This window comes from Terriglobia bacterium (assembly GCA_020072785.1).
In the GTDB taxonomy this organism is placed as follows: Bacteria; Acidobacteriota; Terriglobia; order Acidiferrales; family UBA7541; genus Acidiferrum.
Map to the genome: position 1 here is coordinate 659,525 of JAIQGG010000001.1, position 18,790 is coordinate 678,314.

General features: G+C 64.3%; 14 protein-coding genes. 10 read left to right on the top strand and 4 right to left on the bottom strand.

What is annotated here, in order from left to right:
• Nucleotides 1-8: 8 nt before the first annotated feature.
• From LAN61_02855 to LAN61_02865, 3 genes are all read left to right on the top strand, one after another.
• On the top strand, nt 9-1,349 hold the full coding sequence (locus LAN61_02855; protein MBZ5539440.1) for an insulinase family protein: 1,341 nt from the start codon (nt 9-11) through the stop codon (nt 1,347-1,349).
• Complete coding sequence (locus tag LAN61_02860; GenBank protein ID MBZ5539441.1) at nt 1,346-2,785, top strand: insulinase family protein; 1,440 nt, start codon at nt 1,346-1,348, stop codon at nt 2,783-2,785. The genes LAN61_02855 and LAN61_02860 overlap by 4 nt, the downstream gene beginning before the upstream one ends.
• A gap of 70 nt (nt 2,786-2,855) precedes the next feature.
• On the top strand, nt 2,856-6,131 hold the full coding sequence (locus tag LAN61_02865) for a PDZ domain-containing protein (protein ID MBZ5539442.1): 3,276 nt from the start codon (nt 2,856-2,858) through the stop codon (nt 6,129-6,131).
• Between the two features lie 40 nt (nt 6,132-6,171).
• Here the strand turns inward: LAN61_02865 and LAN61_02870 are convergent, their stop codons facing one another.
• Nucleotides 6,172-6,981, bottom strand: coding sequence for a dienelactone hydrolase family protein (locus tag LAN61_02870; protein MBZ5539443.1), 810 nt, complete (start codon nt 6,979-6,981; stop codon nt 6,172-6,174).
• 118 nt (nt 6,982-7,099) lie between these two features.
• Between LAN61_02870 and mutM the strand changes: the two genes are divergently transcribed.
• From mutM to LAN61_02905, 7 genes are all read left to right on the top strand, one after another.
• Complete coding sequence (mutM, locus tag LAN61_02875) at nt 7,100-7,966, top strand: bifunctional DNA-formamidopyrimidine glycosylase/DNA-(apurinic or apyrimidinic site) lyase (protein ID MBZ5539444.1); 867 nt, start codon at nt 7,100-7,102, stop codon at nt 7,964-7,966.
• 152 nt (nt 7,967-8,118) lie between these two features.
• The gene (locus LAN61_02880) at nt 8,119-11,067 is read left to right on the top strand and encodes a M20/M25/M40 family metallo-hydrolase (protein MBZ5539445.1); all 2,949 of its coding nucleotides are present in this window, start codon (nt 8,119-8,121) and stop codon (nt 11,065-11,067) included.
• A 10-nt stretch (nt 11,068-11,077) separates the two neighbouring features.
• On the top strand, nt 11,078-11,527 hold the full coding sequence (gene dtd / locus LAN61_02885; protein ID MBZ5539446.1) for a D-tyrosyl-tRNA(Tyr) deacylase: 450 nt from the start codon (nt 11,078-11,080) through the stop codon (nt 11,525-11,527).
• 10 nt (nt 11,528-11,537) lie between these two features.
• Nucleotides 11,538-12,272 (top strand): DNA alkylation repair protein, encoded by a 735-nt coding sequence (locus LAN61_02890; GenBank protein MBZ5539447.1) that lies wholly within the window; start codon nt 11,538-11,540, stop codon nt 12,270-12,272.
• Nucleotides 12,256-12,708 carry a GNAT family N-acetyltransferase gene (locus LAN61_02895; protein ID MBZ5539448.1) on the top strand — a complete coding sequence of 151 codons (453 nt, stop codon included), beginning with the start codon at nt 12,256-12,258 and terminating at the stop codon, nt 12,706-12,708. Before LAN61_02890 ends, LAN61_02895 begins: the two co-directional genes overlap by 17 nt.
• Before the next feature lie 85 nt (nt 12,709-12,793).
• Nucleotides 12,794-13,282, top strand: a complete 489-nt coding sequence (locus tag LAN61_02900; protein ID MBZ5539449.1) for a MarR family transcriptional regulator — start codon at nt 12,794-12,796, stop codon at nt 13,280-13,282.
• Nucleotides 13,279-15,144 carry a chloride channel protein gene (locus tag LAN61_02905; protein MBZ5539450.1) on the top strand — a complete coding sequence of 622 codons (1,866 nt, stop codon included), beginning with the start codon at nt 13,279-13,281 and terminating at the stop codon, nt 15,142-15,144. Before LAN61_02900 ends, LAN61_02905 begins: the two co-directional genes overlap by 4 nt.
• Nucleotides 15,145-15,271: 127 nt before the next feature.
• Here LAN61_02905 and LAN61_02910 read toward each other — a convergent pair whose 3' ends face one another.
• The 3 genes from LAN61_02910 to LAN61_02920 form a co-directional block, all read right to left on the bottom strand.
• Entirely contained in the window at nt 15,272-16,204 is a 933-nt protein-coding gene (locus LAN61_02910; GenBank protein MBZ5539451.1) for a helix-turn-helix domain-containing GNAT family N-acetyltransferase, read from the bottom strand.
• A gap of 242 nt (nt 16,205-16,446) precedes the next feature.
• Nucleotides 16,447-18,195: a DUF2207 domain-containing protein gene (locus tag LAN61_02915; protein ID MBZ5539452.1), complete on the bottom strand. Its 1,749-nt coding sequence runs from the start codon at nt 18,193-18,195 to the stop codon at nt 16,447-16,449.
• A 19-nt stretch (nt 18,196-18,214) separates the two neighbouring features.
• The gene (locus tag LAN61_02920) at nt 18,215-18,784 is read right to left on the bottom strand and encodes a LemA family protein (GenBank protein MBZ5539453.1); all 570 of its coding nucleotides are present in this window, start codon (nt 18,782-18,784) and stop codon (nt 18,215-18,217) included.
• Nucleotides 18,785-18,790: the final 6 nt, after the last annotated feature.

Consider the following 18,790-nt stretch of genomic DNA (forward strand, 5'->3'; position numbering starts at 1 on the left):
GTGTGGGCATGAAGAAAAGCAGGGTGAGCAGGGCGCTATTGTTTCTGGTGGCGGTGGCGACGCTATGTGGAGCGGCGCGGGCACAGGAATTTCCGGTGGCCACGCGCACGCTGAAAAACGGAATGAAAGTGCTGGTGCAGCCGGACCACAGCATTCCCAATGTCTCGCTGTATATCTTCTACCGCATTGGGTCGCGCAACGAGCGGCCGGGGACGACGGGGCTGTCACATTTCTTCGAGCACATGATGTTCAACGGAGCGAAGAAATACGGGCCGGGCGAGCTGGACAAGGTGATGGAAGCGAACGGCGGGTCGAACAACGCGTACACGACGCGAGACGTGACCGTGTATCAGGACTGGTTTCCGCGCTCGGCGCTGGGGCTGATTTTTGATATTGAAGCGGACCGCATCCGGGACTTGAACTTCGATCCGGCAAAGATCAAGTCGGAGCGCGGGGTGGTGGCGTCGGAGCGGCGCACGTCGGTGGACGCCAATAATTTCGGGGTGTTGGACGAGCAATTGTGGGCGACGGCGTTTCTGGCGCATCCCTACCAGTGGCCGGTGGTGGGGTGGATGTCCGACATCGAGCACTGGACGATGGAGGATCTGAAACACCATTTCGCGATGGGCTATTCGCCGAGCAACGCCACGATGGTGGTGACGGGGGATGTGACGCCGGAGGAGATTTTCGGGCTGTGCGAGAAAACGATCGAGCCGATTCCGGCACACGCGCCGCCGCCGCCGGTGACGACCACCGAGCCGGAGCAACTGGGGGAACGGCGCGTGCTAGTACATAAATACGCGCAGCTACCAGTGGTGATGATCGGGTATCACGTGCCGCAGACGAGCAGCGCGGATTACTACGCGCTGACGGTGCTGCGCACGGTGCTGGCTTCGGGAGAGAGTTCGCGGCTGTACCAGCGGCTGGTGGACAAGGACCAGCTTGCGCTGGACGTGGCCATGATGCAGGAGCCGGCATTCGATCCGACGCTGGCGGTGATCGTGGCGCAGCCGAAGCAGGGCGTGGACCCGGCAGCGGTGGAGAAGGCGGTCTACGAGGAGCTGGAGCGGACAAAGAGCGGGCTGATCAGCGACCAGGAGCTGGAGAAGGCCAAGAACATCCAGCTAGTGCGCTTTTACCAGCAGATGCGGACGATCAACGGGCGCGCGAACACCATCGGAACGTATGAAGTATTCTTCGGGGACTACAAGAAGCTGTTTGACGCGGCGAAGAACTTTGCCGCGGTGACGAAAGAGGACGTGCAGCGCGCGGCGCGGACATATTTCGGGGAGAACAACCGGACGGTGGCGACGCTGATTCCGGAATCCGAGGAGAAGGCCAAGCCATGAGCCGCTCATCCATTTTCACGCGCTTTCTGGTCTCGACCGCACTGGCTCTGACGTTCGCCGCCGCCGCTCCGGCACAGTCGCTGCGCCTGCCGCCGCACGAGAAGGTGGTGCTGAAAAACGGACTGACCGTGCTGCTGCTGGAGAAGCGCGGGGTGCCGATCGTGAGCTTCGTGGCGCTGGTGAAATCGGGGGCGACGGCGGACCCCGCGGGGCAGGAGGGACTGGCTGCGATCACCGCGGGGCTGCTGCGCAAGGGCACGAAGAGCCGCACGGCGCAGCAGTTTTCCGCGGACCTGGATTTCATCGGCGGGGAGTTCAGCGCGGACGCCGGCGAGGACTACACGAGGGTCTCCGCGGAATTTCTGACCAAGGACCTGGGGCGCGGGCTGGAGCTTTTCAGCGACGCGCTGCTGCATCCGGTTTTCCCGCAGGAGGAAGCGGACAAGCTGCTGCGGCAAAGCCTGGACGGGATCAAGGCGGCGAAGGACGATGCGCAGTCGGTGCTGACGGCGTATTACGACGGGTATTTGTTCGGGGCACATCCGTATGCGCGGCCGGCGGGCGGGGACGAAGTGTCGCTGGAGCGGATCCGGCGCGAGGCGATCCTGCGTTTCTACGAGACGCAGTACGCGCCGGGGAACACGATCCTGGCGGTGGCGGGAGATTTTTCGGCGGCGGAGATGCGCAAGCGCATCGAAGAGTCGCTGGGCGGGTGGGCGGCGAAGGCCGTGCCGGCGGCGGCGTTGCCCGCGGCGGCGCCGGCGAAGGGCAAGCGGCTGCTGCTGGTGGACAAGCCGGATTCGACGCAAACGTTTTTCGCCGTGGGGAACGTGGGGATTGCGCGGACGGATCCCGACCGCACGGCGATCCGGCTGGTCAATGCGATCTTCGGGGGGCGCTTCACGTCGCTGCTGAACGAGGAGCTGCGCGTGGAGTCCGGGCTGACCTACGGGGCGGTTTCGTATTTCGATTCGCGAAAGGCGCCCGGGCCGTTCCTGCTGTTCAGCTACACGCAGAACGCGACAACGGTGCCGGCGCTGGACAAGGCGCTGGAGGTGCTGCGCAAGCTGCACCAGGACGGGGTGACGAAGGAACAGCTGGATTCGGCGCGGACGTACATCAAGGGGCAGTTTCCGCCGACGATCGAGACCTCCATGCAACTGGCCAGCCTGATTGCCTCGAACGAATTTTACGGGCTCACGGACAGCGAGGTGAACGAACTGGAGGCGCGGCTGGATGCGGTGACGCCGGAAGTGGCGCGGCAGGTGATCGCGAAGCATTTTCCGCTGGAGAATCTGGTGTTTGTGCTGATCGGGAAGGCGGCGGAGATTCGCCCGGCGGTGGAGAAATACGCGGGGCAGCGGGATGCGCGGGAGATTGCCGAGCCGGGGTTCTGGCCGCCGCCAGTGGGCGTCCCCGCGCCGGCGCCAAAGTAAGCGGATTCTTTTCGGGCAGAAACAAATTTCGGGCAGACAAATTCAACGAGAAAAATCTGACGGAGGACCTATGCGCGTTCGAGCCGGGAAATATGGACTGGCGCTGTGCCTGACGGTGCTGCTCCTGGCGGCCGCGGCGGGCGCTGCGGAGGAAGCGCCGCTGCTGGTGCAGTCGCCCACGCTCAGCAGGACCCAGATCGTTTTCGTCTTCGGCGGATATTTGTGGAGCGTGCCGCGGGAGGGCGGCGAGGCGCGGCAACTGACCACCGGCGGTCACGAGCGCCTGCCGGTCTTTTCCCCCGACGGCCGGTGGATCGCCTTCAGCGGGGACTACGACGGAAACACGGACGTTTATGTGATGCCCGCGGAGGGCGGCGAGCCGCGCCGGCTGACCTGGCATCCGCAGGCGGACCTGGTGGCGGGCTGGACGCCCGACAGCAAGCGAATCCTGTTCCGCTCGGAGCGCGAAGCCTACGCCGATTTCAGCCGCTTGTACACTGTACCAGTGGGGGGCGGCCTGCCGGAGGTGCTGCCCATGTGGCGCGGGGAAGAGGCCTGGTATTCGCCGGACGGCTCGCGCCTGGCCTACGTGCCGAACATGCAGTGGCAGAAGGCATGGAAGCGCTACCGCGGCGGGCAGACAACGCCTGTTCATATCGTGCGGCTCAGCGATCTGGCGCTGGAAAAAATTCCGCGCGAGAACTCCAACGATAGCCATCCGGTGTGGATGGGCGATACGGTCTATTTTCTCTCCGACCGCGACGGTCCCGTGACGCTCTACGCCTACAACACGAAGCGCCGGGAAGTGAAGCAGCTCATCCTCAACAACGGCTACGATTTCAAATCGCTCTCGGGAGGGCCGGACGCGCTGGTCTATGAGCAGTTTGGCGGAATCCATCTCTACGATCCGGCCAGCGGGAAATCACGGAAGGTGATGATCCGGATTTCCGGCGATCTTCCGGCCACGCGCCCGCAGTACCGGAAAGTGGTGGAAAAGATTGCCGCCGCGGGGATCTCGCCGACGGGCGCGCGGGCGGTCTTCGAAGCCAACGGGGAGATCCTGACGGCGCCCGCCGAGAAGGGCGACGTGCGCAACCTTACGCGGACCACGGGCATTGCCGAACGCGACCCGGCGTGGTCGCCGGACGGTAAATGGATCGCCTATTTCTCCGATGAATCGGGCGAATACGCGCTGCACCTGGCCGATCCGGGCGGACTCGGGCCGGTCCGCAAGATCGAACTGGGCCGTCCGCCGTCGTTCTTCTACAGCCCGCTGTGGTCGCCGGACAGCAAGAAGATCGCCGTGCAGGACAAGCGCCTGAATCTGTGGATCGTGGACGTGGAAAAAGGAAGCCTGAGCAAGGCGGACACGGACCGCTACGAGGAGCCCGAGCGCGGCCTGGATCCCTCCTGGTCGCCGGACAGCAAATGGCTGGCCTACACCAAGCTCCTGATGAATCACCTGCGGGCGGTCTTCGTTTATTCGCTGGAGAGCGGGAAGAGCGTGCAGGTGACGGACGGGCTGAGCGACGCGCGATTCGCGGTTTTCGACAAGGGAGGGAAGTACCTGTTCTTCACGGCCAGCACGGATGTGGGGCTGTCGGCGGGCTGGCTGGACCTGTCGAGCTACCAGCACCCCATCAGCCGAAACGTTTATGCCGTGGTGCTGAAGAAGGGCGATCCCTCTCCCGTCGAGCCGCAGAGCGACGAGGAAAAGGCCAAGGGAACGGAGAAGAAAGACGAGAAGAAGGACGAGAAGAAGGACGAGAAGACGGAAGAAGCGGTGAAAGTCGTGATGGACCTCGAGGGCCTCGGGCAGCGCATCGTGGCGCTGCCGGTCCGTGCGGCGAACTACACGGGCCTGGAGGCCGGCAAGGCGGGGGTTCTGTTTCTTGGCGAGGTGCCTTCGGTGCCCAGCTTCGAGGCTCTGAACGGCCCGGCGAGCATCACCGTGTCGAAGTTCGACTTGAGTACGCGCAAGACGGAGCCGTTCCTGAGCGGTGCGGCGGCCTTCCACGTTTCCGCGAACGGCGAAAAGGCGCTCTTCCGGCAGGGGAAGGGATGGTTCATCGCGGGCACGGCGGCGGCGCCCAAGGCGGGTGAAGGAGCGTTGAACCTGGCGGAGATGGAAGTCTACGTGGACCCCCGCGCGGAGTGGAGCCAGATGTATCACGAGGTGTGGCGCATCCAGCGCGATTTTCTCTACGACCCCAATTATCACGGGCTGAACCTGATCGCCGCGGAAAAGATATACGCTCCCTTCCTGCAGGGAGCCGGCGGGCGCGCGGACCTCAATTATCTCTTCGAGGAAATGCTCGGGGAGCTCACGATCGGACACATGTTCATCCGCGGCGGAGCAATGCCGGAAGCGAAGAAAGTGAAAGGCGGCCTACTGGGAGCGGACTACCGGGTCGAGAACGGGCGCTTCCGCTTGGTGCGCATCTACAACGGGGAGAACTGGAACCCGGACCTGCGCGCGCCTCTGACGCAGCCCGGAGTGGACGTGCGGACCGGCGAGTACCTGCTGGAAGTGAACGGCGTGGACGTGCGCCCCACCGCGGAGGTGCACCGCTACTTTGAAAATACCGCGGGGAAGCAGATCCGCATCAAGGTCGGGCCGTCTCCCGATGGCAAGGACGCGCGCGAGATGACTGTCGTACCGGTGGAGGACGAGTTTGGCCTGCGCAACCGCGCCTGGGAGGAAGACAACCGCCGGAAGGTGGAGGAGATGAGCGGGGGCAAGGTGGCCTATGTGCACGTGCCGGATACGGCGGAGGGGGGGTACCTGAACTTCAACCGCTTCTACTTCTCCCAGGTTGGCAAGCAGGCAGTGGTGATTGACGAGCGCTACAACCACGGCGGAGAGATCGCCGATTACATCATAGACCTGCTCAAGCGCTCGCTGCGCAACTGCAGCGTGACGCGCGAGGGGGAGAACTTCTGCTCGCCCCTCGAACAGATTTACGGCCCCAAGACCATGATCATCAACGAAATGTCCGGCTCCGGCGGCGACGCTCTCCCCTGGATGTTTCGCCAGGAGCGCATTGGCCCGCTGGTGGGGACGCGCACCTGGGGCGGTCTCGTGGGCATCTACAGCTACCCGGCGCTCATGGACGGCGGGCGGGTGACCGCGCCGCGCGTGGCAATCTTCGGGCTACACGGGGACTGGGTAGTCGAGAATCGGGGCATCGCGCCGGATATTGAAGTGGAAAACGATCCGGCGTCGGTGGCCGCGGGGCGCGATCCGCAACTCGAACGCGCCGTGCAGGTGACCCTCGAGGCCCTGCGCAAGAATCCGGTGGTCCTTCCGGAACGTCCGCCCTATCCCGATTACCACAAGAGGTAAGCAGGAGGCCCCCGTGGAGCGAATTCCACCGGGGGCCTTTTCAGTTCGTCGCGGATTTGCGCAGAGATTTGGACAGCAGCCAGGGGAGAAGTTTGGCTTCGGCGTAAGCCTTGTCCCAGGAGTTGTGGGCCACGCCGGGATACTCCGTATAGTGCACCTCGGCGCCCACGGCCTGCATGGCCTCCGCCATATGGCGCGATTCCGCCACGTCAATCACGTCATCCGCGTCACCATGAAAAAGCCAGACGGGCGTGTGGCCGATCTTCCTCGCCACGTCGGCGAACGGGTCGGGCGCGGTTGAGACCGCCGGAAGCGGCACGGTTTTCGGTGCGCGCACGCCGCCGCAGACCGGCGCGATAGCGGCAAAGAGGCCCGGGTTGCGAGAGGCCAGATACCAAGTGCCATAGCCGCCCATCGAAAGCCCCGTCAAGTACACGCGATCCGGATCACCGCGGAACTGCTGCATGGACTGGCGGAGAGCGGTGAGGGCCAGCTTTTCCATGCGCGGCTCGATCCAGGTGGCGTCTTCGGGGCAGCGGGGGAAAACGATGATGGCCTGCGGCGGCATCTGATAGCCGAGAAATAGGCGGGCCAGGACGGATTCGCTGCTCCCTGCAGGGTATTGCCCGCGATGCCCGATGCCATGCAGAAAGAGGATGACCGGCCACTTCTTCTGTTTCGTCCAGGTCTCTGGAACGTAGACTTCGTAGCGGTAGGAGAGGCCCTCGACAACGGCGCTGCGAAAGAGGATTCCGGTTTGCGGCTTGGCGGCGCGAAACGATGCGGCGCAAGAAAACGCCAGAAGAAGAGCGCTGAAGAGAAAAAATCGGCGTGTCGTGAGCCGTAGCATGGCTTTTGCCGGGGTGTAGTATATGCGATGCGGTGGAGAAGATTCAGATTTCGTGTGCAGAGAAGCTGTTGTGAGTATGGCGCCGGGGGCTGTGGTACTTTGAGGGGCTTGGAGGGCTATGCCGGAGCTTCCGGAAGTCGAGACGGTGGCGCGGGGGTTGCGCCCGGTGATTGTGGGGCGGCGGATCGTGTCCGTGGCGCTGGGGAAGACGGATTTCATGGACGATCCGGCGGCGATCGAGGAGCAATTGCCGGGGCGGCGGATCGAGGCGGTGGAGCGGTACGGAAAATTCCTGCTGCTGCGGCTTTCGGCGCGAAACGTGGATGGGGCGCCGGCGGCGCTGATGGTGCATCTGGGGATGACCGGGCATTTGGCGGCGCTGGCGGCGGCGCAGCCGTGGGGGAAGCATACGCACGCGTGTTTCGTGCTGGATGACGGACGGGAACTGCGCTACACGGACCCGCGGCGGTTCGGGCGGATGGCGCTCTTCACGGAGGCGGCGCTGGCCGTGGAGGTGGCGCCGCTGGGTGCGGATCCTCTGGAGGTTGGAGAGGCGGAATTCTGCGAGCGGATCCGCTCGCGGGGGGCGCGGATCAAGGCGCTGCTGCTGGATCAGCACGTGCTGCGCGGGGTGGGGAATATCTACGCGGATGAGAGCTTGTGGCGGGCGCGGATTCATCCGGCACAGACGGGCGCTCGGCTGACGCGGGCGCAAGCGGCGGAGTTGCGGCGGACGCTGCAGGAGATTCTGCGGCGGGCGATTGCGCTGCGTGGATCGTCGATTTCCGATTATCTGGACGCGGAGGGTCGGCAGGGAGAATATCAGCGGCGCCACCGCGCGTACGGGCGGGAGGGGAAGCCGTGCCCGCGCTGCAAGGCGGCGATCCGGAGGATGGTGGTGGCGGGGCGGAGTAGTTTTTTTTGCCCGCGCTGCCAGCGGGCGCCAAGAAGACGGCGGCGGGGCCGTGCGAAGCGGGCCGGTTGAGATCCTTTCCGACAGGAGTCGGAATCTTCGATCGGTCTGCAAAGAACGCAGCCCTCAGGATGACAAGATAAGAAGAAGGGCAGCGGGTAGCTAGCAGGGGATGGCTGGCGCGATTTCCGAGAAGACGGTTTGCGCGATTTCGGGGAGGAAGAATGAATTCACGGCGAGCAGCGGGAGTGTGTTTAGCGGTGGCGATGGTGCTGCTGGGGGTGCGCTCGGGAGCGGCGCGGCCGGCGGGGGAGGAGGCCAGCGCGTTCGCCGCGGCCGATGCGAAGATCCTCGCGGAAATTGGTGAGCACAGCCAGGTGATGGAAAACCTGGAATATCTCTCCGACCGGATCGGGCCGCGGCTGACGGGGTCGGCGCAGTTGCAGCAGGCCAACGAGTGGACGGCGGAGATGTTCCGGGGCTACGGGCTGACGAACGTGCACCAGGAGCCGTGGACGATCGCGCGCGGGTGGACGCGGGGCACGGCGCGGGCGCGCGTGGTGAGCCCGACGGAGCACCCGCTGACGATCGCGGCGGCGGGCTGGTCGCCGAGCACGAACGGGGCGGTGCGCGGGCCGGTGGTGTACGTGGACGCCGCGAAGAAGGAAGATTTCGATAAATTCCGGGGCAAGCTGAAAGGCGCGGTGGTGATTTATCAGGAGCCGAGGAGCCTTTCGCCGGCGGCGCCGGCCGACCCGTACGGCGAGCTGGTGCATCCGATGCAAAAGCCGCCGGCGCGGCCCGGGGAGCCGGCGCTGGCTTCGCCCTACGCGGTGTATTTGGAGATGGCGCGGGCGCGGACGCAGTTTTTCAAGCAGGAAGGCGTGGCGGTGGTGCTGCGGGATTCGAGCAAGCCGCACGGGCTGCTGAACATGGGCGGGATCGGCGGGGAGAACTACGAGGTGGGGGCGATACCCACGGCGTTCGTTACCGGGGAAGGCTACCGGCTGCTCTGGCGGATGGTGAAGCACGGCGCGGTGGAAGCGGAGATCGAAATCAGCAATTCGTTCAGCGAGAAGCCGGTGGAAGTGTACAACACGGTGGCGGAGATCCGCGGGACGGTGAAGCCGGACGAGGTGGTGATTCTGGGAGCGCATCTGGATTCGTGGGACCTGGGGACGGGTGCGACGGACGATGGAACGGGGGCGATGGCGGTGCTGGAAGCGGCGCGGGCGCTGGCGAAGACGGGGCTGAGGCCGAAACGGACGATCCGATTTGTGTTGTTCAGCGGAGAAGAGCAGGGGCTGGTGGGGTCGAAGAAATATGTGGAAGCGCACCAGAACGAGCTGGGGAAAATCTCCGGCGTGCTGGTGCACGACACGGGAACGGGGCATGTATTGACGCTGGGGTTGCACGACAACTACCAGGACCGGGAGATCGTGGACCAGGTGCTGGAGCCGCTGGGGGCGTTGAAACTGCAGGAGCCCAGCATGGCGCGACAGTTCGGAACGGACCACGCGTCGTTTAACGAAGCGGGCGTGCCGGGATTCTGGGTGGTGCAGAACGAAGCGGAATATCGGAACACGCATCACAGCCAGTCGGATACGTTCGATAAGGCGTGGAAGGACGATTTGATCGAGGGCGCACAGGTGCTGGCGACGTGGGCCTACAACACGGCGGAGCTGCCGGGGATGCTGCCGCGGCGGGCTGTGGCGAGGAGCGCGCCGAACGAGGCCAAGAGCGTGGCGGCGGCGCCGGATGCGGTGGCCGCGGTGGACACGAAGATCCTGGCGCAGGTGAAGGCGGACCAGGGGGAGCTGCGCGCGAACCTGCAGTACTTGACAGACCGCATCGGGCCGCGGCTGACGGGTTCCGCGAAGCTGGATGCGGCGAGCCACTGGACCGAGGAGAAGTTCAAGAGTTACGGGCTGGAGAACGTGCACCTGGAGCCATGGACGGTGGGCGCGGCGTGGAAGCGGGGAACGGCGCGGGGGCGGGTCGTGGAGCCGGTGGAGCAGGAGCTGACGGTGGAGTCCTACGGCTGGTCGCCGAGCACCAAGGGCGTGGTGCGCGGGAACGTGATCGGGATCAAGGCGCTGAAGCCGGAGGAGCTGGAGCAGTACCGGGGCAAGTTGAAGGGCGCGATCGTGTTGGTGGGGACGCCGACGGATCTGAAGATGCCGGAAAACCCGCTGCTGACGCCGTTTGACGAGATGTCCATTCCGATCGCGACGCCGCGCGTGGCGGGGGAGAAATTCAACCTGGAGACATATATCCGGATGCGGAACGCGTTGCTCAAGATGCTGCAGGAGGAAGGAGCGGCGGTGGCGTTGCTGCCCTCTGACAAGTGGTACGCGCTGCCCAACATTTCCACGGCCTCGCGGGAGTACGCTCCGGGTCCGGTGCCGATGGCTTCGCTCACGCTGGAGAATCATCATTTGCTGTGGCGGCTGCTGGAGAGCGGGCCGGTGCAGGCGGAGGTGGAGATCAAGAACAGGTTCAGCAAGAAGCCGGTGGAGGTGTACAACACGGTGGCGGAAATCCGGGGGAGCGAGAAGCCGGACGAGGTGGTAATCATCGGAGCGCACCTGGATTCCTGGGATTTGGGCACGGGAGCGACGGACAACGGCACAGGGTCGATGGCCGTGCTGGAGGCGGCACGGGCGCTGCAGCGCGCGGGGGTGAAGCCGAAACGGACGATCCGGTTCGTGCTGTTCAGCGGGGAAGAGCAGGGGCTGAACGGGTCAAAGGCCTACGTGGCGGCGCACAAGGAGGAGCTGGGGAAGATCTCCGGGGTGCTGGTGCACGACAGCGGGACAGGGCGGGTGCTGACAATCGGGCTGATGCACAACTACGGCGTGCGCGAAACGATGGACCGCGTGCTGTATCCGCTAGCGCAGAGCGATGGTCTGGTCGAGCCCAGCCTGCGCAACGAAGGCGGCAGCGACCACGTGCCGTTCGACGCGGCGGGGGTGCCGGGGTTCTGGTGCGTGCAGGAGAACGGGGATTACGACCGCACCCACCACTCGGCGGCGGACACGCTGGACCGCGTGGACTTTGACGCGTTGAGCGAGGGCGCGCAGGTGCTGGCGGTGTGGGCGTACAACGTGGCGGAGCTGCCGGAGATGCTGGCGCGCAAGGCGGCGCCGGCGGCGGAGAATAAGAAGCACTGAGGGAGAGAGCGTGCGAGCTGTGGTGCAGCGTGTAAGCCGGGCGAGCGTCCGCGTGGAGAGCCGCGTGACCGGGGAGACCGGGGCGGGGCTGCTGATTCTCCTGGGCGTGGGGCGGGAGGACACGCCGGCGGTGGCGGCGGCGTTTGCGGAGAAGATCGCGAACCTGCGGATCTTCGAGGACGAGCAGGGGAAGATGAACCGTTCGCTGTTGGAGACGGGTGGCGGGGCCCTGGTGGTTTCGCAGTTCACTTTGTACGGGGACGCGCGGGGGCAGCGGCGGCCGAGTTTTCTCAACGCGGCGCCTCCGGAGCTGGCGCGCAGTTTGTACGAGGAATTTGCGGGGAAGCTGCGGGCGCTGGGCGTGACGGTGGGCACGGGCGTGTTTCAGGCGATGATGTCGGTGGAGCTGGTGAATGAAGGGCCGGTCACGATCCTTCTCGATTCGGACAAGACGTTCTAACGGGCGCGGCATGCCAAAGGCTGCCGAACCGTGGACGAAGGCGGGCGTCTTGCGCGAACTGGAGAGGCTGGCGAATCCCCGGATACGCGCGAAGATGGCGTACTTCGACGTGCATATTCCAAAGGCGCACGGCATCTCTGCACCGGTGCTGCACCGGTTAGCGCGCCGCATCGGCAAGAATCACAAGCTGGCCGAGCAGCTCTGGGCCTCCGGCATCCATGAAGCCCGAATTCTCGCGGCGCTCATCGGGGAACCTGCAAGAGTCACTGCAACGCAGATGGAGCGCTGGGCGCGCGGCTTTGACGCCTGGGATGTTGTGGACTCAGCATGCTGCTATCTCTATGCGTATGCCACTCCGGCGTGGAGCAAGGTATACGCCTGGAGCCATCGCCGCGAAGAATTCGTGAAGCGCGCTGCTTTTTCGCTAATGGCCTATCTTAGTTACAAAGACAAAGTGGCTGTCGAAGCGCGTTTCGAACGGTGTCTACCGATCATTGAGAGGGAAGCGGGCGACGGGCGGAATTTCGTGAAGAAAGCGGTCAACTGGGCGCTGCGCGCTATCGGTAAACGCAACCTGCGGCTGAACCGGGCAGCCATCGGCACGGCTGAACGCATCTCCAAGCAGGACTCTTCCTCGGCCCGGTGGATTGCCGCCGATGCGCTGCGGGAATTACAAAGCGAGGCAGTGCAACGCCGTCTGCGGGCGAAGAAAGCAAAGAGGAAACGCGATGCAGGCGAAACCTGAAGCACGGGACATGGGGATCCGCGCGGCACATGCGGGCGACGCGGCGGCGATTGCGACGCTTGCGGGGCAGCTGGGCTATCCAGCGACGCGGGAAGAGATCGCGCGGCGGCTGGGGGAGATGAACGGGCGGGAAGTGCAGGTGGTGCTGGTGGCGGAGGCGCAGGGCCAGGTGATCGGCTGGGCGCACGTGGCGGTGGAGGGGCATGTGGTGACGGATGTGCGCGCGGAGCTGCGGGCGCTGGTGGTGGCGGAGGAGCAGCGCAGCGGTGGGGCGGGGCGGCGGCTGCTGGAAGCGGCGGAAAACTGGGCGCGGGAGCAGGGCTGCGGGGAGATCGGGCTGCGGTCCAACGTGCTGCGCGAGCGGGCCCACCCGTTCTATCTGCGGCACGGCTACGAGCACTACAAGACGCAGAAGACCTTCCGGAAGAAGCTGTGACGCGGGCCCAGCGGCGGAGAGGAACCAACCGCCGGAAAATGTCCTCCCGCTGGTGCATTATATCGTTTCACGATATAATAATTGTATGTTAGATCCTATACGTGATGCGCAGTATCGCGCGCTGGCCGAATTCCGCTATCTCATTCGCCGCTTTCTGAGAAGCAGTGATGCCGCCGCGCGCGCCGCGGGCCTGAAACCCCAACAGTATCAGATGCTCCTGGCGATCCGCGGACTCCCTCCGGGACAAGAGGCTACCATCCGCACGCTTGCGGACCGGCTCTTATTGCAGCACCACAGCACCGTAGAATTGATTGACCGGCTGGAAGAGCACGGGTATGTCCTACGTTCTCGCAGTCAAGTTGATCGCCGTAGCGTGTTGGTGTCGCTGCGTCCAGCCGGGGAGCGTGCGCTGGGGCAGGTGGCGCGGCAGCGCCTGGAAGAACTGCGCATGACCGGATCGGCTTTGGTCGAAGCGCTCGGCGCCCTCCTGGAAGGGGGCAAAAGAGGCCGGCGGGGGCGGAAACACACGATGCACCCGGCAGCCGGCAAGAAGCGGAGCCCCAGGCCATCGTGAACGCCTCCAACACCTCAGCCTTGCCCGAAGACGCGTTTTCGACCTCCCAGGCGCTCGGACCCCACGAACGAGGCGACTTTACGCTTGCGCCGCGCGCGCTGTGGATCGCGGCGCTGGCCATTCCCATCGGTGCGGTGTCGGCTGTTTTTGCGCTTATCCTTTTGCGGCTGATCAGTTTTTTCACAAACGTCTTTTATTACGGCCGATTCACGACCGCAGGGGTTTCGCCCGCTGGTCATCATCTGGGCTGGCTGGCGGTTTTCATTCCCGTTCTCGGAATGACGATTGTCGGGGTGATCGCGCGCTACGGCTCCCACCGCATTCGCGGCCATGGCATTCCCGAAGCGATCGAGTCCATTTTGCTGAACGGCAGCAAGATCGAACCGAAAGTCGCCATCCTGAAACCCATTGCGACAGCGATCTCCATTGGCTGCGGTGGACCGTTTGGTGCGGAAGGCCCGATCATCATGACGGGCGGGGCCTTCGGCTCGATGGTGGCGCAGTTGTTTCATCTGACGAGTGCCGAGCGGAAGACGCTCCTTGTCGCAGGTGCCGCCGGCGGGATGTCGGCAACCTTTGCGGCGCCTGTGTCTTCGGTGCTGCTCGCGATCGAGCTGCTTCTCTTCGAGCGCAAGCCGCGCAGCATCATTCCCGTGGCGATGGCAAGCGCCACGGCCGCGCTCTTACGCAGATATCTGCTCGGCGAAGGTCCGATCTTTCCGGCGATTCCGCACCCCGCCGCGTTCTCGCCCCTGGTGTTGTTTGGTTGCGTCCTCGCGGGCCTGATCGGTGGTCTGGTCTCCATCCCGCTGAGCCGATCGATCTACGCCAGTGAAGACCTTTTCGAACGGCTGCCCATCCACTGGATGTGGTGGCCGGCGATTGGCGGATTGTTTGTCGGCATTGGCGGCCTATTTTTTCCGCAGGCACTTGGCGTGGGCTATGACGTGATCGGACAACTGGTGCAGGGCAACCACGCGCTGCATCTCGTTCTGGGAGTGCTCCTGGTGAAATGGGCGATCTGGTCAGTTTCTCTCGGCTCGGGAACATCGGGTGGCGTCCTGGCGCCGCTGATGATGATCGGTGCGGCGCTCGGGGGTCTCGAGTCGTACGTCTTTCCGGATGGGGGCGCAGGCTTTTGGGCGTTGATCGGCATCGGAGCGGTGCTGAGCGGAGCGATGCGCGTGCCGATGACGGCAATCGTCTTCACCGTCGAACAGACACACGACTGGAACATGCTCCTGCCGCTGCTGATCGGTTGTGTGGCGTCCTACTCGGTTTCGGTGCTGGTCCTGCGGCGTTCGATTCTCACGGAAAAGGTCGCGCGGCGGGGTTACCATCTGAGCTGCGAGTATGCGATGGATCCCCTGGAACTGCTCCACGTGCGAGAGGTGATGCGCACAAACATCGTGGTCCTGCCCGCGGCAGGCACGCTGAGAGAAACCGCCCAGGCCTTGCGAACCGACCATCGCCGGAGCCAGAGGCTTCTGCCCGTTGTAGATGGGCAGGGCCGGCTTGCCGGTGTTCTTACGCGAAGCGACATTCGGAAGCGAGTCGAGGAGGGTAACGGAGCGGCGCTGGCACAGCCTCTTGCGGCAATTGTCCGCGCGAATCCGGTTGCTGCTTATCCGGATGAGCCGTTGCGATCCGTGGTCTACCGCATGGCCGAAAAAGGTGTCACACGCCTGCCCGTCATCGAGCGCGGAGCGGAAGAAAAACTCCTCGGCCTCGTCTCGCTTGATGATTTGCTCAAGGCGCGCACCCGCAGCCTCGAAGACGAGCGCCGCCGGGAACGCATCCTGCGGCTGCAATTTCTGCTCCCGCGCAGGCGAGCACGCAGTGACACGCCAGCGGTGCCCTGATCTACGCCGGGCGTGGGGTGTCTGCTAGAAGCCGCCGAATCGGGAATTGCATGAACGGCGCTGCCGCATGCGGAAGTGTGTGCGCAAGGGAGACGGGGAGGCCATGCCGCGGAGACTGGGCATTTTGTTAGAGTTTGAGCTCCCATGTTTCCGCGACAAGATCGCGGCCAAAACTGTGGTGTGGCTTCCTGCCAAGCAAACGGAAGCCGGATTGTCTGTAGATATGTCTGGCGGCGTAGAGGTCGCTCTGGGTCCAAAGCGTGATTTTTCGATAGCCCACTTGCCGGGCGAAACGCACGCATTCGCCGACGAGGCGGGCACCAATGCCCAGGCCGCGTGCGGCAGGTTCCACCAGGAGGAGGCGCAGCTTGGCTACCGTCTTCGATTTCCTGACGAGGAAGACGGAACCAGCGAATTCACCATTTCTCTCCGCGATCCAGCAGCGCTCGTGTTTCGGGTTGTAGTGGTGAAGGAACTCCGCGACGATGCTGGCGACCAAGCCCTCGAACTGTTGGTCATAGCCATATTCCTGAGCGTAGAGCGTGCCGTGGCGATGGACGACCCAGCCCATATCCCCCGGCTGGTGAGGCCGGAGAAGGTAAGGAACCCGCTCCTTCGAGGGGCTGCTGAGCAGGTTTTCGATGACACGCATGGCTGCGATCAGGCGCGTTTGCTCAGGGACAGGGAGAGTTCTCAACATCGCGCCGACTTCGTCCTGCGAGTGAGTATCCAGGGAGAGGAAAGTTTTTCGCCCCAGAGAAGTGAGCGATAACAGGCTTTGCCGGGCATCCGCTTGGGAGGCTTTCCTGGCGAGCAGGCCGCGCCTTTCAAAGCCGCGCAAGATGCGGCTGAGGTACCCGCCATCCAATCCCATCTCTTTGCCAAGTTCGCTGGCCGTTGGATTCTGGCGGTGAGCCAGCTCATAGAGCACGCGCGCCTTGGTCAAGGAGAATGGGCTGCTCAACAGCCTTTCCCGAAGCACGCCGATTTTGCGCGTATAGAAGCGGTTGAACTGCCGCACGGCGTCAATGCGCTGGCCGAATCCGGCATTTGCGGTCATCCTCGCCTCCCGGGAGAAGCACGAAGAAGGACACTATCAGTTAAATAGTTGCCGCAGTCAAGTATTGGCGCGCCCGGGCCTGGGCCGGGTGAGCGCGCGAAGGAGAACGCAGCAGGCTGCGGGAAAAAACCGGCCAGGGAACGGCCACATTCCACCGCCTGTGCGCAAGGAGTTGCTTCGGCGGCGCCAGCATCTGGCGCGCACAGGATAAAGCCTGCGCCACTGCATGTTTCCGCGGCGGGCTAGAAGCCGCCGCCGCCCCCGCCGCCGAAGCCGCCGCCGGAGCTGCCGCCGCCGCCGAAGCCGGAACCGCCGGAGCTGCGCGGGGCGGAAGCCATGACGCTGCTGGCGCGGGCGGACATGGCGCTCAGGTCGTTGGTGAAGTTCATGGGATAGAAGGTGGGGCCGTAGCTGCCGCGATACCACTGCGGCGGCTGCGTGCAGATGCCCTGGAAGGCCTTGCTCCAGTTTTTGTCCACGCCGAGAGCCATGGCGAAGGGCAGGAACTTTTCGAACATCTCCGGGGTCTTGATCATGCGGTTGAAGCGGTCGGACTCGACGTGATTGAGGAAGTCCTCGAAGCCCAGGACGTGTTCCAAGGCGCGGGCGCCCTCGCTGGTGTGCGCGGGCATGAACCAGCCGAAGGCGAAGATGACGCCGCCGGTCAAAGCTCCAGAAAAGATAAACGTCAGCGGGGCCATGCCCAGGAGGCGTCCCACCCAGGAGCCGCCCCAGGCCAGCAGAATGCCGGTGACCAAGGCGATGCCGGTGTAGGAACTGCGGGTGCTGTCCGGGCGCTGGCGGTAATAGCCGTGGGTGACCAGGGAATCGAATAGACCGTTCTTCATTTGCGGGAGGCTGGTGTAGAAACGGTTCTCCAGGCTGCTCATGGAGACGCTTTCGCCGGCGGTGCCGGCGGAGAAGAAGCCGTTGAGGAGGACCTGCTCGTGGGGCTTGAGACTGGCCCAGGTGGAGCGGTCTTTTTGGAGGATGAAGTTGTAGTCCTTATCGGACCACAAGCCGCCCAGATGCTCTTTTTTCTTCTCTTCGATGACCAGGAAGCCACGCACGGCGAGGTCCACGATGGTGGCGGTGATGTCGCGCATGTTGGCGTCATCGTCCACGAGGGTGCCGACTTCGCCGGGGGTGAGCTGGTCGGGAGGATCGTACTGCGGGGAGATGGGGCGCAGGCGGGGATCCCGGCCGCGTGTCCACCAGGAGTAGAACATCAGGGCGAAAGCGAACAGGGGAAGGCAGAGCGGCCAGTTGCTGCGCAGGAACAACGCGGCTTTTTCGGCACTGGTGGGCTCGTGCACGAAGCCCTTGTCGAAGGCCACGGCGACGGTCAGGCCCTGGTGGTAGCCGAGGGCGCCCTGGGTGCGGACTTCCACGCCATTGCCGGCGATGTCCACGTCGGCCTCCTGGGCGCGGGAGCCGTAGGCGCCGGTAAAGCGGTTGGCGCGGATGCCGGTGGTGCCGGCGGGGAGGATGATGCGCGCGGAGGCGGACTGGATGGGGACGTCCCACTCATCGCCGGTGACGTTCCAGTAGAACTCGTCGTGGTCTTCGAAGAAGCGCAGGGCGTCAGCGACGGTGTATTCGATGACGATGGTTTTGCGGGCGTCTTGCGCGCCGGGAACGTAGATCTTGAGCTTGCGGTAGTGGCGCTCGCGGCTGCTCTCGAATTTCAGGGCGTTGCCGGACTCGTCGGTGACGGAGCGCACGTCGAGGAAGAGCGAATAGTTGAGGCCCTGTGGGGTGACGTATTCAACGGGGATTTCGCGGTAAAGGCCGCGCCAGGAGCCGATGAACTGGACGTCGATGGTTTCGGTGACGTCGATGGAGCCGTTGGGGGAGACGATGATCTTGGAATCGAATTTTTCGATGCGCAGCTCGCGCGCGGAGGCGGCGGGAGCGAAGAGAAGAGAGACCGCCAGAAAGATGGCGGCGAGGAGCGACGGGGTGGCGGAGGACCGAGACAGGCGCTTCATGCGATCCGCAGGCTCCCTCTCACGCCGAAGGCGCGCCGAAGCTGACCTTGGGGGCTTCGCGCTCCGCGGTGGCGGAAACTTCGAAAAATTCGCGAAGCTTGAAGCCGAGGATGCCGGCGAAGAGGTTGGTGGGAAACTGCTGGATCTTGGTGTTGAGATCGCGCACGACGGCGTTGTAATAGCGGCGGGCGTTCTGCACGGTGTCCTCAATCTGCGAGAGGGAATTCTGCAGGGAGGTGAAGCTTTCGATGGCGCGCAGCTGCGGGTAAGCCTCGGAGAGGGCGAAGAGGCTTTTCAGCGTGCCGGAGAGCATGTTTTCCGCCTGGGCCTTGTCGGCGGGGCCGGTGGCGCTCATGGCTTTGTTGCGGGCGGAGATGACAGCTTCGAGGGTGCCCTTTTCGTGGGCGGCGTAGCCCTTCACGGTTTCGACGAGGTTGGGGATGAGGTCGTAGCGGCGCTTGAGCTGCACGTCGATGTCGGCCCAGGCGTCGTCGCACTGCACTTTGAGGCGCACCAAGCTGTTGTACATGCCGACCGCGGCGAAAAGCAGGAGAACGAGAACTCCGAGGACGATCCATCCCATCGGCAAACCTCA